The organism is Sphingobium sp. RAC03, assembly GCF_001713415.1.
In the GTDB taxonomy this organism is placed as follows: Bacteria; Pseudomonadota; Alphaproteobacteria; order Sphingomonadales; family Sphingomonadaceae; genus Sphingobium.
In genome coordinates this window covers 579,630-594,531 of record NZ_CP016456.1, presented here as the reverse complement: position 1 = coordinate 594,531, position 14,902 = coordinate 579,630, and the positions used below count along the sequence as shown (strand labels likewise).

Genomic DNA, 14,902 nt, shown 5'->3' with positions numbered 1-14,902 from the left:
AGGTGCAGTTGTGGCAGTCCCGACCGGAACTGGATTTTCTGGGGGGATATTCGTTGCGGATTTTGGCATTGGCGTCGCAGAAAGGCGGATCGGGCAAGACCACCTTGTCGGGTCATCTGGCCGTGCAGGCGCAGATGGCAGGCGCCGGTCCCGTCGTGCTGATCGACATCGATCCGCAGGGTTCGCTCGCCGACTGGTGGAACGAGCGCCAGGCGGAATATCCGGCCTTTGCCCAGACCACGGTGGCGCGACTGGCCGCTGACCTGGAGACATTGCGCCAACAGGGCTTCAAGCTGGCCGTCATCGACACGCCGCCCGCCATCACCATGGCGATCCAGAGCGTGATTTCCGTCGCCGAACTGATCGTCGTGCCGACCCGCCCCAGCCCGCATGACCTGCGTGCCGTGGGCGCGACCGTTGATCTGTGCGAGCGGGCGGGCAAGCCGCTGCTCTTCGTCGTCAATGCCGCGACGCCCAGGGCGCGCATCACATCCGAAGCCGCCGTCGCCCTGTCGCAGCATGGCACGGTCGCGCCGGTGACGTTGCATCACCGCACCGATTTCGCCGCGTCGATGATCGATGGACGCACCGTGATGGAGGTCGACCCCAAGGGGCGCTCCGCCGCCGAGGTGGTTCAGCTATGGTCCTATGTCTCGGACCGGCTGGAAAAGAATTTCCGCCGCACGGTCTTTTCCGTGCCCCAGGGCAGCGTCGGCACCGTCGCGGCTCGCCCGACCGGCGGGGGCTTCGGCCGCCGCGTGATCGGCCAGTAAGGGAGGCAGGCGTCATGGCCGAACCCAAACCGCTCGCATCGCTGACGTCGGGCCTGCTTGCGCGCAAGGGCGCTGCGCAACCCGCGATGCGCCGCCCGATGATGGGCTTTGGTCGCACCGTCGGCAATGCGGTGCCGCAGGATGATCTGGGCTGGAACGACATGGGCTTCGATGTGGAGCCGGTGCCGACGCCTCTCGAAGAACCGCCGGTCGCGATCGGCCTGACGCCGATGACGACGCCCTTGGCTGTGCCGCCGGTCGTGCTGGCGCGCGAGGAACTGGCCGAACGGATCAAATCCGCGCCTGCGTCGCGCAAGAAGGCCGTGCCGACACCGGCACCCGCACTGGCACCGAGCCGCAAGGCCGCCTTCACGCTGCGGCTGGAGGCTGAACGCCATTTGAAACTGCGCCTTGCCTGCGCCGTCACAGGACGGTCGGCGCAACAGATTGTTACGCAGGCGCTCGATGACTTCATCGACACGTTGCCGGAAATCGACCGGCTGACTCAGCAGCTGCCGCAGATGCGCGGCGACAAGGCATAGAAGGTGGGTAGGCATATGAAGCGCACGACATTCGGCAAGGCGGCGATCGCATCGCTGCTCGTCGCCACGACGATGGTGGGCTGTACCGGGGCGGCATTCCGTCCCTCGGCCTCAGTCGGTTTGCCCAAGGGCGATCCCGCCAAGCAGGCCGCCATCGCGGAAAAGGCGCTGGCATCACGCGACGCGACCAAGGCGGTTGCCGCCGCCGAAGCCGCCGTGCAACTCGCGCCCGACAATGGCGCCTATCGCCAGCTTCTGGGCCGCGCCTATGTGCAGGCGGGGCGCTTTGCCTCGGCGGAAGCGGCGTTGAGCGATGCGATGACGCTGGGCAATGGTGACGTCGGCACGATCGTCAGCCTGGCGCTGGTGCAAGTGGCGCAGGGTCGGTCGGATGCCGCGCGCAACCTGTTGGTGACGAACGCCTCTACGGTTCCGGCCGGTGACTATGGCTTGGCTATGGCGATGGCTGGCGACCCGCAGGAAGGCGTGCGGATATTGTCGCAAGCCATCCATGATCCTTCGGCGACGGCGCGGACGCGCCAGAACCTGGCCTATGCCTATGCGCTGGTCGGGCGCTGGAAGGATGCGCGCATGGTCGCGGGCATGGATATGGAACCGTTGGCCGCGAACAAGCGGATTTCCGACTGGGCGCAGATTGCGGAGCCTTCGCTCGCGCCGATGCGCGTCGCGGCGCTGATGGGCGTGACGATCGATCCCAATGATAGGGGGCAACCGGTGGCGCTGGCATTGTCGGCACCGTCCGCCGCGGCTGCGCCCGTGGAAATGGCGCAAGCTGATCCGATGCCGGTCGTCGAGGCGCAGGCACCGGTGCAGGTCGCCGAGGCTGCGCCCGCGCCCGTGGTCGAGACGGCTCCGGTCATCAAAGCCAGCCCCAAGCCTGTACGGGTCGCTGTCCGCGACTTCATCATCGAGGATCGGTCGGGTAAGCGGATCGCGCCCAAGTCCCGCGCCAAGGCGCAGCCCGCCGCCACTTCGGCCCCTGCCGCGCGGATGCAGCAGGTCGCCTTCATCAAGCCCGTCGCCAATGGTGCCAGCAATTGGGTGGTCCAGCTGGGTGCCTATGACAGCGCGGGCATCGCCAAGGAAAAATGGATGCAGATGGCAGGTGGCAACATGATGTTGTCGGCCTTCCCCGTGCTGACCAGCCAGGCGACCGTCAAGGGCAAGACCTTCCACCGCCTGGCGATCAGCGGCTTTGCCAGCCGCGCCGACGCCATGAGCGCCTGCCGCATCGTGCAGTCGCGTCGCGGCCAGTGTTTCGTGCGCGAAGCCGCGCCGGGCGCAACGCCGCAACGCTGGGCCGTCGCCAGCAAGGGCCGCCAATACGCTTCGCGCTGATCTCCCCCTCTCCCATAGCGCGACTCCCTGGAGCGCGCGAAGCCACCCGGCTTCGCGCGCTTTCTTTTAAGGATCGGGTTTGCAATTTGAGCAGCGTGTAGGCGTCGCCCACGTCAAAATCCTCCCCTGTAAGGGGAGGGGGACCGGCGAAGCCGGTGGAGGTGTGTCACCCTATCGATGGGGCGACACCCCTCCGTCTGGCCTACGGCCAGCCACCTCCCCTGCCAGGGGAGGATTCTGCCCTCAGGGCAGCTGTGCATTTCGCCAGTGTCGCGTTGGGGTGGGGCGGGGCATAGCGGAGTCAAAGACGCGCCCAACGCGCGCCCAAGCTGGAGAACCGCCTTGCTGAACCGCCAGATCGTCCTTGCCTCGCGCCCGCATGGCGTGCCCGTGCCGGAGAATTTTCGCCTTGTCGAAGGGCAGGTGCGCGAACTGGAAGAGGGCGAAATCCTGATCCAGAACGAGGTGTTCGCCATCGATCCGGCGGTGCGCGGGATGCTGGATGATCGCGACGACAGCTATCTGCCCGCGACGCCGATCGGCGGCATCATTCCGACCATGGTGCTGGGCCGGGTGATCCAGTCGCGCAATCCGGGTTTCAAGGAAGGCGATTATGGCCGGGGCTTTGTCGGGTGGGAGGAATATTCGATCCTGAACCCCGGCAATTTCGCGATCGAAAATGTCCATGTCGACCCCAGCGTGCCGCTGACCGCCTATATGGGGGCGCTCGGCTGGTCGGGCATCACCGCCTATGTGGGTTTGAAGCGGATCGGCGAGATGCAGGCGGGCGACACGGTCGTCATGAGCGCGGCGGCGGGTGCGGTCGGCAGCGTGGGATGCCAGGTCGCCAAGCTGTCGGGCTGCCGGTCGGTCGGCATCGTCGGATCGAAGGACAAGGCGGACCTGGTGACGGGCACGTTCGGGATCGACGCGGCGATCGACTATCGCGCCGAGCCGGACCTGGACGCTGCGATCAAGGCGGCCTGCCCGGACGGGGTGAATGTCTATTTCGACAATGTCGGCGGGCTGATCCTCGACACGATGCTGCCCAACATGGCGGCGTTCGGGCGGATCGTGACCTGCGGCATGATGGCCAATTATAATAATCATGACGAACCCTATCCGATCCGCAACCTGTGGCAGGTGTTGGTCAACCGGGTGACGATGCGCGGGTTCCTGGCCTATGAGCATCTCGACATGCTGGAAGAGGCCGAGGCGCAATTGGGCGAATGGATCCGATCGGGCGCGCTGATCGCGCAGGAGAATGTCACCACGGGCATCGAAAATGCGCCGAGTGCCTTCATCAACCTGATGTCGGGCGTGACCACGGGCAAGACGGTGGTGCGGCTGAACGAGGGCGTGACGACGCTGTAGGGTGGGGATACGTGGCCCGTTCGGACTTGCTTCCAGTCCGTTCGGGCTGAGCTTGTCGAAGCCCTATACTTCTCTTTAAGAAGGGCCCTTCGACAGGCTCAGGGCGAACGGGGAGGGGATGCTGTCCTACCGCTCCCCCTCCGCCTCACAATTCCGGCGGGCTTTCGTCCGGGTCGGCGCGCTGGAGATAGTCGACATAATTGTGGAAATATTGGTTGCCGCGCTCGTTGCGGCCGAAGATGACCGATTTTACCGCGCCTGATTCCAGCCCCTTTTGCACCTGCAGGCCGACGCCATAATCCTCGTCATTCACGACGTCGCGCAGCCAGTTCATCATGCCTTCGATCGCGGCGGCGTCCGCTTCGTCCTTGGGCGGTTCACGGCGGATGAACATCAGGTTGGTGATGTTGCTGCCGGGCGTGTCGCCGGGGATGAGCTGGGCGACCTGGGTGATTTCGGGCGCGAAGAAGATGGAGATGTTGGGGAAGATGGTGCGGACGAAGTCATAGCCTTCATTCTCATGCTCGCCCCAGTCGGCACGCGGGATCGCGCCCAGCGCTTCCTTGATCCGCACCTGGGGATAGCCGACGCGCATATGCGGCCCGAAGGCGGTGAAGTGCATGATGTTGCTGAAGGTGCGCGGATGGATGGTGGTGGGGTGCGCGGCGGCGAAATGATAGCCCTCCAGATAGCCGTCATAGGCGATCTTCCAATTGGGGCCATGGATGCGGCGCGACCCGCAATAATGCCAGTCGCCAAGGCCATAGGCATTGAGGTCATCAAGCATGCCGCCGAGATGCGCGGCGATGTCGAACTCCAGCCCCGGCGTCAGGCAGATCCAGATGATGCCGCCCGCTTCGGCGACGGGCAAGGCGGTGAGGTTGCGTTCTTCCTTGCAGATGGGGCCGAACTTCTGCGGTTCGGCGACGCCGATCAGCTTGCCGTCATTGCTGTAGGTCCAGGCATGATAGGGGCAGGAAAAGCGCTTGGCATTGCCATGGCCTTCGGGCTTGAGGATCATGCCGCGATGGGTGCAGACGTTCAGCATCGCCGCGACCGTGCCGTCGCTCTTGCGCGTGATGAGGACGGGTTTGCCGAGCAACTCCATCGCCTTGTAATCGCCCGGATTGGGCATTTCGGCGGTAAGCGCGGCGAGCAGCGGCAGTTTCATGAAGATTTCCGCCTTCTCCCGCTCGAAATAGGCGGGGTCGGTATAGGCGGTGGCGGGCACTTCCATCGTGTCGGCGGCGCTGTGGGTGGTGCCCGTCTCGACATATTCGAGCATCTTTTCGGCTTCCTGGCCGATGACGTCATGATAGCCCATTGCAAACCCTCTCTCATGGCATAGCCGATTGGCTTTGGCGTGCAGCATAGCGTGTGCGCTGTCCTGCCGGAACTCGGTAAGGTGATAGGTAGGGCGGCACGGCGCGGCGGGGACTCTGACTAGCGCTAGTTGCACGATGCGCCATAATGGCCAGTCTGCGCCCCAAACAGTTCGACAAGAGGATAGCTGGCGCATGATGATCGACCTCAACGGCAAAGTGGCATTGGTGACCGGAGCGGCATCCGCCAATGGTTTGGGCTTTGCGGCCGCGCTCAAGATGGCGGGCCAGGGGGCGAGCCTGTTCCTGACCGACCTGGATGGCGCGGCGGTCGATGCGCGGGCCGAGGAATTGCGCGCGCAGGGCTTTGCCGCGCAGGCGATGGCGCAGGATGTGACCGACGAAGCGGTCTGGACCAAGGTGATCGAGGCAGTGATCGCCGCCTTCGGCAAGATCGATATATTGGTCAATAATGCCGGTATCGCCGTGTTGCGGCCGATGAGCGAGATGACCTCGGCTGACTGGCACAAGCAGATTTCGGTCAATCTCGACAGCGTGTATCTGGGCACCAAGGTCGCCGTCGACCAGATGCGGGCGCAGGGACATGGCGGGTCGATCGTCAACCTGTCTTCGATCGCGGGCCTGGTGGGCGTGCAGGGCACCGCTGCCTATGCAGCGAGTAAAGGCGGGGTGCGGCTATTTTCCAAGTCGGTCGCGCTGGAAACCGCGCGCGACAATATCCGCGTGAACACGGTGCATCCCGGCATGATCTGGACCGACATGCAGCAGGTGGCGATCGCCGATAACAAGGAGATATTCGACCAGATCGTCGCGACCATCCCGATGGGTCGCATGGGCGAACCCGCCGACATCGGGTCGATGGTCGCCTTCTTGGCGTCGGACGATGCGCGCTACATCACCGGATGCGAATTTGTCGTCGATGGGGGGATGGTCGCGCAGTGATCGCGTCGCTATATTTGAACAAGCGACCAAGGATTCGGCGCGCCGCTTGTGCGGCGCAGCCGGGCGGGCGAGAATTTAGGAGAGAGAGTGATGGCTGAAAGCGATCCCCGGATCAAAGGCGCACCGCTGCCGCGTTGCCCCGGCACGAGTGTCCGCGACCTGATGCTGGCGGACACCAATCCGGTGCCGGAATTTCTCTACACGGACGAATATGAAAATCTGGGGTCGGACCCGATTCCGGCGAGCCGCTATACCAGCCCTGAATTTTTCGAGCTGGAAAAGCAGAAGATGTGGCCGCGCACCTGGCAGTTCGCGGCGCGCGAGGAGGAATTGCCGGAGCCGGGCGACCATGTCGTCTATGAGAATGTCGGCAAATCCTTCCTGCTGATCCGGCAGGAAGATGGTTCGGTTCGGGCCTTTGCCAATGTCTGCCTGCATCGCGGGCGCAAGCTCAAGACCGGCGATGGCTGGTCGGCCGAACTGCAATGCCCCTTCCATGGCTTCACCTGGAATAATGACGGGTCGATCAAGCAGATTCCGTGCCGCTGGGACTTCTCGCACCTGAAAGATGAGGAGATGTCCCTGCCGGAAATCAGCGTCGGGCGCTGGGCGGGCTATATCTTCATTCGCGAAGCGGCGGACGGGCCGACGCTCGACGCGTTTCTCGCGCCCATGCCGGAGCATTTCAAGCGCTGGCGGCAGGAGGAATGCGCGACGGCCATGTGGGTGGGCAAGGTGGTGCCCGCTAACTGGAAGGTGGTGATGGAGGCTTTCATGGAAAGCTGGCACACCGTCGTCACCCATCCGCAATTGCTGCCGTTCACCGGCGACGCCAATTCGATGTACAATATCTATGGCGACTATGTGAACCTGACGGTGACGCCGTTCGGCACCATGTCGCCCCATGTCGATCCGACCGACAAGGCGGAACAGTGGATCGTCGATGAGTTCGTCAAATATAATGGCCGGTCGTCCGACAATTATGAGGATAAGGAAGCGGCGGCTGGCGGCTATAATGTCAAGGTGCCAGAGGGCGTTTCGGCGCGCGCGGCGCTGGGCGCTTCGCTGCGCGATACCACCACCGCCATGTTCGGCCATGATGTCAGCTTCGCGTCCGACGCGGAGATGATGGATGCGCTGCTCTACAACGTCTTTCCCAATTTCAGCCCTTGGGCCGGGTTCCAGCCCAATATCGTCTATCGCTGGCGGCCCTGGCACGATGTCGATCATTGCCTGATGGAAGTGCGTGTCCTGACCCGCGTTCCGCCGGGGCAGGCGCATCCCAAGGCGCCGCCGATGAAATTCCTGTCGGTCGATCAGAAATGGACCGAAGCGCCGGAACTGGGCATTTTGGGCGATGTGTTCGAGCAGGATATGGAAAATCTGCCGCATGTGCAGACGGGCCTGAAGGCGTCGCTGAACGATAAGGTGCAACTGGCCAATTATCAGGAAATCCAGATCCGTCAGTTCCAGAATACGATCATGAAATATATCAACGGCGATCTGTAACGTCGGGTTGATCGGTTGATGGGGCGTCGGGGCTATGGCTCCAACGCCCCTTTTTTGTGCCTGGGGGCGAGAGGCTGCCAAAAAGAAAGGCCGGGGATTGCGCCCCGGCCTTTGGCTTTTCAGACTGTTTCGGCGATCAGAATTTGACGCCCAGCGTCGCGCCATAGGTGCGCGGTTCGCGCGCCGTGCCGAAGGACCACAGGCCGCCGACGGTGAAGCCGTGGGTTGGACCACGATCATTGGCGAGGTTGCGGCCGAACAGGGTCAGGCGCGCTTCGGTGCCGCCCAGTTCGAACTTGGTGGTCACGCTCGCATCCACCAGTCCCTGCTTGTCGGTCCGCACGCGCGGATCGTTGCCGTTGACGATGATCGGCCCGTTGGTGAGGTCGCCGGAGATTGGCCCCAATGAAATTTGCTGATCATAGCGGCCGATATAGCGATAGCTCAAATTCGCGATGATTTCGCCAAAGCTGGTGGGCATCGTGTAGTCGGCCGCCAACGACGCGGTCATGTTCGGATTGTAGATGAGGTCGTTGCGCGAATAGTCATAGGGTACGACGGCGCCCGACACGGGCGAGATACCGCCGACGATGAAGCCCTTGAACTTGGAATCGAGCAGGCCCATCGAGCCGGTGATCGTCAGTTGCGACGTCGGACGGGCAGTGAAGTCGAACTCCAGGCCCTTGATCTTGGCCGACCCGACATTCGATGTGATCGTCTCGTTTCCGGTGGCGCAGCTTGGGCAATTGAGCGTGTTGTTCTGGTGCAGATCCTTGTAGCTGGAATAGAAGGCCGCGACGTTGAACTGCAGCTTGCGGTCGAACAGGTCGAACTTGCCGCCGACTTCGAAGCTGTCGACCACTTCGGGTTGATAGGCGATACCGGCGCTGGCGGCCGTTCCCGCGCGGGGCGAAAAGCCGCCGGACCGGTAGCCTTGCGACCAGCTGCCATAAAACATGACATCGTCGTTCGGGCGGAAATCGACGCCGACCTTGGGCGTGAATTTCTTGAACGTGTCGGTGCCACGGCCGATTTCGATGCCGCCGAAACTATTGTCGAGCGACTTTTTGTCGCGGGTGAAGCGACCGCCGAAGGACAGGCGCCATTGGTCGGCAAAGGCCCAGTTGAAATCGCCGAAGACGGCGACGGACTTGGTCTTGCCGTTCACGACCTGGGGGTTGGTGTCGAAGATTTCAGGAGGGACAGTCGGGGCGAAGCCGAAGACGCGGCTATACTGGGTCAAGCGATATTCGGAGCTGAAATAGAACAGCCCTACGACATAGTCGAAACTGTCGCTGAACTTGCCAGCGGCGCGCAATTCCTGGCTCCACTGCTCATAATTCTGCAAGCGCCGGACATAATAGAGGTCGGTCGAGGAACCGTCGAAATCCTGCGTCTGGTTCTCACGCGAATCGCGCCAGCCAGTGACGGAGGTGAGTTTGACGTCGCCCGCATCATAATTCATTTCCAGCGTCGCGGCGGGCGCGGAATAGTTGGTTTCGTTGGGCAGGCCGAACACGGTGTACAGGTCGGTCGTGTTGTTGCGGTTGCATTCATTGGCCGGGATCAGGCCGCAAAAGACTTCGCCGGTCTGGGTCAGGCTGGCGACAACGGGATCGGCCTTCTGCACCTGCTTTTCGAGCGTGAAGAGGGCATCGAAACCGCTATCCTTCGGCGCGAACAGGATTGATCCGCCGAAATTCTCATTATTGCCGAAACCCCGGCGCTCGCCGGTCTGCCCCTGACGATACCAGCCGTCGGTTTCATTATGGAAATAGAAGAGTTTGGCACCGATGCTGCCGTCACTGGACAAGGGCGCGTTGACCACGGCGCGGGTCGCAAGCGTGTTGAACTTGCCGTAGGAGACTTCCATTTTGGCACCGAACTCCCCGGTCGGGCGGGTGCGACGGATGTTGATGACGCCGCCGATCGTGTTGCGGCCGAACAGCGTGCCCTGCGGGCCGCGCAGCACTTCGATCTGCTCGATGTCGAAAAAGTCGAAGAATTGCCCGGTGCTGGTGCCGATGAACACGCCATCGACAACGACGCCGACGGTCGGTTCCTGCGATTTTTCGACGTCGGCATAGGTCAGGCCACGGATGGCGAGGTTCGCGGCGGCCGCGCCCGAATTTTGGTTGGTGATCAGCAGGTTGGGGACGCCGCCTGTCAGGTCGCCGATATTCACCGCCGCCTTGTTTTCCAGCATGGCGGCGTTGACCGCGGTGATCGCGACCGGCGTGTCCTGCAGACTTTCTTCGCGGCGGCGCGCGGTGACGATGATGGCGTTGGGATCGATCGCCTGGGCATCGGCCTGGGGCTGGGCGGTCTGATCCTGCGCCATGGCGGGCATGGCCCACAGCAGCGTGCTGCCCAATGCCAGCATGACTGGACGGACCAAAGGCTTCCTTTGCATATACTCTCCCCTATTGTGCGTTCTTTAAGGCGCTTGACGAATGGCCTGCTTGGTGCGGCTTCGTTTCATCGTTCGGGATGCGCTATTTCCTGGGTCTTGCTAACTGCGATTTTAGAGAGGTCGGGCGCGCACCTGAAACAAAGGAGAGGGGACAAGCCCGGCCCGACGCCCCATTGCGGCGGGGAAGAGGCAGCGCAGGAGAGGATGAGGCCGTGAGCGAGGACCGGCAGGAGCGATTCGGAGGGACCGGCGCGGTGCGCGCTGGCCATGGGTTCGACGTCGCGGCGCTCGATGCGTGGATGCACGCCCATGTCGCTGGCTATGCCGGGCCGCTGTCGGTCGAACAGTTTAAGGGCGGCCAGTCCAACCCGACCTATCGACTGGTGACGCCGACCCGCGCCTATGTGCTGCGGCGCAAGCCCCCCGGCACGCTATTACCTGGTGCCCATGCTGTGGAGCGGGAATATCGGGTGCTGGCGGCGCTGGGGCAGGCCGGCTTTCCGGTCGCCCCGGTCCATGGCCTGTGCGAGGATGCCGGGGTCATCGGCACGCCCTTCTATGTCATGGACATGGTGGAGGGGCGCATCTTCTGGGATTCTACTTTGCCTGCGCTGAGTCCGCAGGAACGGCCCGCCTATTTCGACGCGATGAACGCGGCGATCGCGCAGTTGCACGGGATCGATCCTCAGGCGATCGGCCTTGGCGACTATGGCAAGCCGGGCAGCTATTTCGCGCGGCAGATTGCGCGCTGGTCGCGGCAATATCGCGAGGATGAAGCGGCGGGGCGGAACGAGGATATGGACTGGCTGGCCGACTGGTTGCCGGGGCAGATTCCCGCCGGTGACGAGACGACCATCGTCCATGGCGATTTCCGCGCCGACAATATGATCTGGCATCCCACCGAGCCGCGCATATTGGCGGTGCTGGATTGGGAGTTATCGACGCTCGGCCATCCGCTGGCGGACTTCACCTATCATCTGATGATGTATCACCTGCCGCCGCACATCATCGGCGGGTTCAAGGGTGCGGACTTGGTGGCGCTGAATATTCCGTCTCAGGCGGACTATGTCGCGGCCTATTGCGCGCGCACCGGGCGGGACGGGATCGATAATCTGCCCTTCTACCTCGCCTTCAACATGTTTCGGTTCGCGGCGATCATCCATGGCATCAAGGGGCGGATGGCGCGGGGCACGGCATCGTCGCCCGAAGCGCAGTCGCTGGTCGATACGCTGCCCGAACTGGCGGCGATCGGGCGGCGGACGGCGCAGGGACAAGGCCATTGATGAACCGGCTGGAGATCCGGCAATTGGCCTATTTCGTGCCGGACGTGCGCCTTGCCGCATTGGCGCATCATCGGCTCCATGGGTCCGGCCCTTATTTCATCGCCGATCACATCCCGCTGCGGCGCTGCGTGCATCGCGGGGTGGAGCGGCCGCTCGACCATAGCTCCGCCTATGGCCAGTGGGGCGATATCATGATCGAATTCGTGCAGCAAAATGGGGAAGGGCCATCCGCCTTTCGCGACATGTTCGCGCAGCCCGGGGCGCAGGGGCTGCACCATGTCGCGCTGTTCGTCGATGATGTGGATGTAGCGATCACGGACTTCGCGGGGGCGGGCCATGATCTCGCCTGCCGGGCGGAGATGAATGACGGTTTCGTCTTCGCCTTTGTCGATACGGTCGCGGCGCAGGGACATATGACCGAACTCTATGCGCCGGTGCCGCAGCTGACCGATTTTTACGCCATGGTGGCGCGGGCCGCGCAGGATTTCGACGGGACCGACCCGCTGCGCCCGATCCAGTTCAACTGATCCAAGAGGATAGAAGCCATGTTCAGTACGCCGCGCGCGCAGGAAATAGCCGATCGGGTCGAGGCATTCGTCCGTACCGTCGTCGCGCCATATGAAGGCGATCCGCGCTGCGGCTTTCACGGGCCGAGCGACGAGCTGGTGATGGAATTGCGCGAGAAGGCGCGGGCGGCGGGCGTGCTGACGCCCCATGTCCTGCCCGACGGATCGCACTTGACCCAGCGCGAGACGGCAACCGTGCTGATCAAGTCCGGCCTGTCGCCGCTGGGGCCGCTCGCCTGCAACACCATGGCCCCGGACGAGGGCAATATGTATCTGCTGGGCAAGGTCGGCACGGCGGAGCAAAAGGCGCATTTCCTTAAGCCCTTGCTGGAAGGCCGAGGCCGTTCCGCTTTCTTCATGACCGAGCCGGCGGCCGATGGCGGGGCGGGGTCGGACCCGTCGATGATGCAGACGACCTGCGTGCCCGATGGCAATCATTGGGTGATCAACGGGCGCAAGGCGTTCATCACCGGGGCGCAGGGGGCGATGGTCGGGATCGTCATGGCCAAGTCCGATGACGGCGCGTGCATGTTCCTGGTGGACCTGCCCGATCCCGCGATCCGCATCGAGCGGGTGCTGGACACGATCGACAGTTCGATGCCAGGCGGCCATGCGATCGTGACGATCGACAATCTGCGCGTGCCCGCCGACCAGATGTTGGGGCAGAGCGGCGAGGGGTTCAAATATGCGCAAATCCGCCTGTCGCCCGCGCGGCTGTCGCACTGCATGCGCTGGCTGGGCGGGTGCATCCGCGCGCAGGAGATTGCGGCGGACTATGCCTGCCGCCGGATGGCATTTGGCAAGCCGCTTGTCGATCATGAGGGCGTCGGCTTCATGCTGGCGGAAAATTGGATCGACATTCAGCAAAGCGAATTGATGATCGATTGGTGCGCCAGCGTGCTGGACGGCGGATCGCTGGGCACCGTAGAAAGCTCGATGGCGAAGGTCGCGGTGTCCGAGACGTTGATGCGGATCGCCGACAAATGCGTGCAGGTGATGGGCGGGACGGGCGTCACCGGCGACACGATCGTCGAGCAGATCTTCCGCGAGGTCCGCGCCTTCCGCATTTATGACGGGCCGACCGAAGTCCATAAATGGAGCCTGGCAAAGAAGATCAAGCGCGACCACCGCGACAAGGCCTGAACCCACAGCGCAGAGGAGCGACGCATGGCCGACCTGCCCGAACGGTTCGACTATATCATCATCGGCGCAGGGTCGACCGGCTGCGTGCTGGCCGAGCGGCTGTCCGCCGATCCGCGCAATCGGGTGCTGCTGGTCGAAGCGGGCGGGCCGGACCGGTCGCCGCTGATCGCCATGCCCAAGGGGATTGCGAAGCTGGTGTCGAACCCGGCGCATATCTGGGCCTATCCGGTCGCCCAGCCGCGCCGCCCGGACGAACCGCCGCAGGAGATGTGGATCAGGGGCAAGGGGCTGGGCGGATCGTCGGCGATCAACGGCATGATCTGGAGCCGGGGCGAGCCACAGGATTATGACGATTGGGAAGCGGCGGGCGCCACCGGATGGAATGCCGGGTCGATGATCGCCGCCTTTCGCGCGATCGAGGATCATGGGCTGGGCGGCAGCGCGCTGCGTGGGGAAGGCGGGCCGGTGCATGTGACGCAGCGGACCTATCGCTATCCGCTGGCCGAGCGGCTGATCGCGGCGGGCGAGCAGATGGGCCTGCCGCGCACCGATGATCTCAATAGCGTGGTCGGCGGACGGGTCGGCTATTATTGCCATAATATCCGCAAGGGGCGGCGCGAGAGCGGGGCCAAGGTGTTCCTGCGTCCGGCGATGCAACGCGGCAATTTCACGGTCATGACCGACACGCTGCTGCGCCATGTGCGGCTGTCCAATGGCCGGGCGGTCGGGGTCGAACTGCTCCATGGCGAGCGCGGGCCGTTCAGCGTGGATTGCGATGGCGAGGTGATCGTCTGCGCTGGGACGATCGAAAGCCCGCAGATCCTCCAGCGGTCGGGCATCGGCGATGGCGATGCGCTGGCCGCGAGCGGGATCGCGGTGCGACATCATAACCCCCATGTCGGGCGGCATATGCTGGAGCATCTGTCCTACTCCATGCCGTTCCGCTTGCAGCGGAACAGCGGCATCCAGGGGCGCTATCAAGGGTTGGGGCTGCTGGCGTCGGTCGCGCGCTATTATCTGCGGCGGGACGGGCCGATGGCGACGGGGCCGTTCGAGGTAGGAGCGTTCCTGTCCACCGGGGTCACGGGACCGCGCACCGATCTGCAACTCTACTTGAGCGGCTATATGTTCGCGCTGGGCGATGCGAATGATGCCGTACCGCTCGGCAATATCGACAAGCGGCCGGGCCTCACCGTGTCGGGCAGCCTGTTGCGGCAGAGCAGCGAGGGGGAAGTGCAAGCGCGGGGCCGCGAACCGGGGGATGGCGTGGCGGTCACGCCGAACTGGCTGGACAGCGAAGCGGACAAAGGTTCGGCGATTGCAGCGATCCGGCTGATGCGCGCCTATGTGGGGCAGGCGGCGCTGGCGGGCGATGTTGGCGAGGAACTGATCCCCGGCGCGGCGGTGCAGGATGACGATGCGCTGCTGGAGAGTTTCCGGTCGCTCTCGACCAGTGGATTGCATGGCGTGGGGACGTGCCGGATGGGCGCGGCGGACGAGGCGGTGGTCGATCCGGCGTTGAAGGTTCATGGGGTCGAGGGGCTGCGCGTCGCCGATTGTTCGGTGATGCCTCGTCTCATTAGCGGCAATACCAATGCGCCCGCGATGGCGCTGGGCTGGCGGGCGGCGCAGATCATCTTGGGCAAGGCGTGACG

At 63.7% G+C, this 14,902-nt stretch carries 12 protein-coding genes; 10 read left to right on the top strand and 2 right to left on the bottom strand.

The genetic code is table 11. The features are described 5' to 3' along the window. The first annotated feature begins 53 nt into the window (after nucleotides 1-53). From BSY17_RS07460 to BSY17_RS07445, 4 genes are all read left to right on the top strand, one after another. Complete coding sequence (locus tag BSY17_RS07460) at nucleotides 54-773, top strand: ParA family protein (RefSeq protein WP_069066846.1); 720 nt, start codon at nucleotides 54-56, stop codon at nucleotides 771-773. A 14-nt stretch (nucleotides 774-787) separates the two neighbouring features. Continuing rightward, nucleotides 788-1,315 carry a hypothetical protein gene (locus tag BSY17_RS07455; RefSeq protein ID WP_069065036.1) on the top strand — a complete coding sequence of 176 codons (528 nt, stop codon included), beginning with the start codon at nucleotides 788-790 and terminating at the stop codon, nucleotides 1,313-1,315. 15 nt (nucleotides 1,316-1,330) lie between these two features. Beyond that, nucleotides 1,331-2,674, top strand: coding sequence for an SPOR domain-containing protein (locus BSY17_RS07450; RefSeq protein ID WP_069065035.1), 1,344 nt, complete (start codon nucleotides 1,331-1,333; stop codon nucleotides 2,672-2,674). Between the two features lie 342 nt (nucleotides 2,675-3,016). Then, complete coding sequence (locus tag BSY17_RS07445; RefSeq protein WP_069065034.1) at nucleotides 3,017-4,048, top strand: NADP-dependent oxidoreductase; 1,032 nt, start codon at nucleotides 3,017-3,019, stop codon at nucleotides 4,046-4,048. 145 nt (nucleotides 4,049-4,193) lie between these two features. On the opposite strand, the gene BSY17_RS07440 is transcribed toward BSY17_RS07445, so the two are convergent. Next, nucleotides 4,194-5,372: an aromatic ring-hydroxylating oxygenase subunit alpha gene (locus BSY17_RS07440; protein WP_069065033.1), complete on the bottom strand. Its 1,179-nt coding sequence runs from the start codon at nucleotides 5,370-5,372 to the stop codon at nucleotides 4,194-4,196. A 193-nt stretch (nucleotides 5,373-5,565) separates the two neighbouring features. Between BSY17_RS07440 and BSY17_RS07435 the strand changes: the two genes are divergently transcribed. Together BSY17_RS07435 and BSY17_RS07430 are read left to right on the top strand one after the other, a co-directional pair. Continuing rightward, nucleotides 5,566-6,333, top strand: a complete 768-nt coding sequence (locus tag BSY17_RS07435) for an SDR family NAD(P)-dependent oxidoreductase (protein WP_443019494.1) — start codon at nucleotides 5,566-5,568, stop codon at nucleotides 6,331-6,333. A 90-nt stretch (nucleotides 6,334-6,423) separates the two neighbouring features. Beyond that, complete coding sequence (locus BSY17_RS07430; protein ID WP_037478560.1) at nucleotides 6,424-7,842, top strand: aromatic ring-hydroxylating oxygenase subunit alpha; 1,419 nt, start codon at nucleotides 6,424-6,426, stop codon at nucleotides 7,840-7,842. A 136-nt stretch (nucleotides 7,843-7,978) separates the two neighbouring features. Here BSY17_RS07430 and BSY17_RS07425 read toward each other — a convergent pair whose 3' ends face one another. Further along, nucleotides 7,979-10,255 (bottom strand): TonB-dependent receptor, encoded by a 2,277-nt coding sequence (locus BSY17_RS07425; protein WP_037476083.1) that lies wholly within the window; start codon nucleotides 10,253-10,255, stop codon nucleotides 7,979-7,981. Between the two features lie 212 nt (nucleotides 10,256-10,467). Between BSY17_RS07425 and BSY17_RS07420 the strand changes: the two genes are divergently transcribed. Genes BSY17_RS07420 through BSY17_RS07405 form a run of 4 tightly spaced genes read left to right on the top strand, consistent with a single transcriptional unit; the run spans nucleotide 10,468 to nucleotide 14,900 of the window. Then, a complete protein-coding gene (locus tag BSY17_RS07420) occupies nucleotides 10,468-11,538 on the top strand; it encodes a phosphotransferase (RefSeq protein WP_069065032.1) in 1,071 nt (356 codons plus the stop codon). Then, nucleotides 11,538-12,065 (top strand): VOC family protein, encoded by a 528-nt coding sequence (locus BSY17_RS07415; protein ID WP_069065031.1) that lies wholly within the window; start codon nucleotides 11,538-11,540, stop codon nucleotides 12,063-12,065. The genes BSY17_RS07420 and BSY17_RS07415 overlap by 1 nt, the downstream gene beginning before the upstream one ends. Before the next feature lie 18 nt (nucleotides 12,066-12,083). Continuing rightward, on the top strand, nucleotides 12,084-13,247 hold the full coding sequence (locus tag BSY17_RS07410) for an acyl-CoA dehydrogenase family protein (RefSeq protein WP_069065030.1): 1,164 nt from the start codon (nucleotides 12,084-12,086) through the stop codon (nucleotides 13,245-13,247). A 24-nt stretch (nucleotides 13,248-13,271) separates the two neighbouring features. Further along, on the top strand, nucleotides 13,272-14,900 hold the full coding sequence (locus BSY17_RS07405; protein WP_069065029.1) for a GMC family oxidoreductase: 1,629 nt from the start codon (nucleotides 13,272-13,274) through the stop codon (nucleotides 14,898-14,900). Nucleotides 14,901-14,902: the final 2 nt, after the last annotated feature.

Coding starts and splice junctions, on each gene's coding strand:
- BSY17_RS07455 (WP_069065036.1), top strand. CDS start 788: ATGGCCGAACCCAAACCGCTCGCATCGCTGACGTCGGGCCTGCTTGCG.
- BSY17_RS07450 (WP_069065035.1), top strand. CDS start 1,331: ATGAAGCGCACGACATTCGGCAAGGCGGCGATCGCATCGCTGCTCGTC.
- BSY17_RS07440 (WP_069065033.1), bottom strand. CDS start 5,372: ATGGGCTATCATGACGTCATCGGCCAGGAAGCCGAAAAGATGCTCGAA.
- BSY17_RS07435 (WP_443019494.1), top strand. CDS start 5,566: ATGATGATCGACCTCAACGGCAAAGTGGCATTGGTGACCGGAGCGGCA.
- BSY17_RS07430 (WP_037478560.1), top strand. CDS start 6,424: ATGGCTGAAAGCGATCCCCGGATCAAAGGCGCACCGCTGCCGCGTTGC.
- BSY17_RS07425 (WP_037476083.1), bottom strand. CDS start 10,255: ATGCAAAGGAAGCCTTTGGTCCGTCCAGTCATGCTGGCATTGGGCAGC.
- BSY17_RS07415 (WP_069065031.1), top strand. CDS start 11,538: ATGAACCGGCTGGAGATCCGGCAATTGGCCTATTTCGTGCCGGACGTG.
- BSY17_RS07410 (WP_069065030.1), top strand. CDS start 12,084: ATGTTCAGTACGCCGCGCGCGCAGGAAATAGCCGATCGGGTCGAGGCA.
- BSY17_RS07405 (WP_069065029.1), top strand. CDS start 13,272: ATGGCCGACCTGCCCGAACGGTTCGACTATATCATCATCGGCGCAGGG.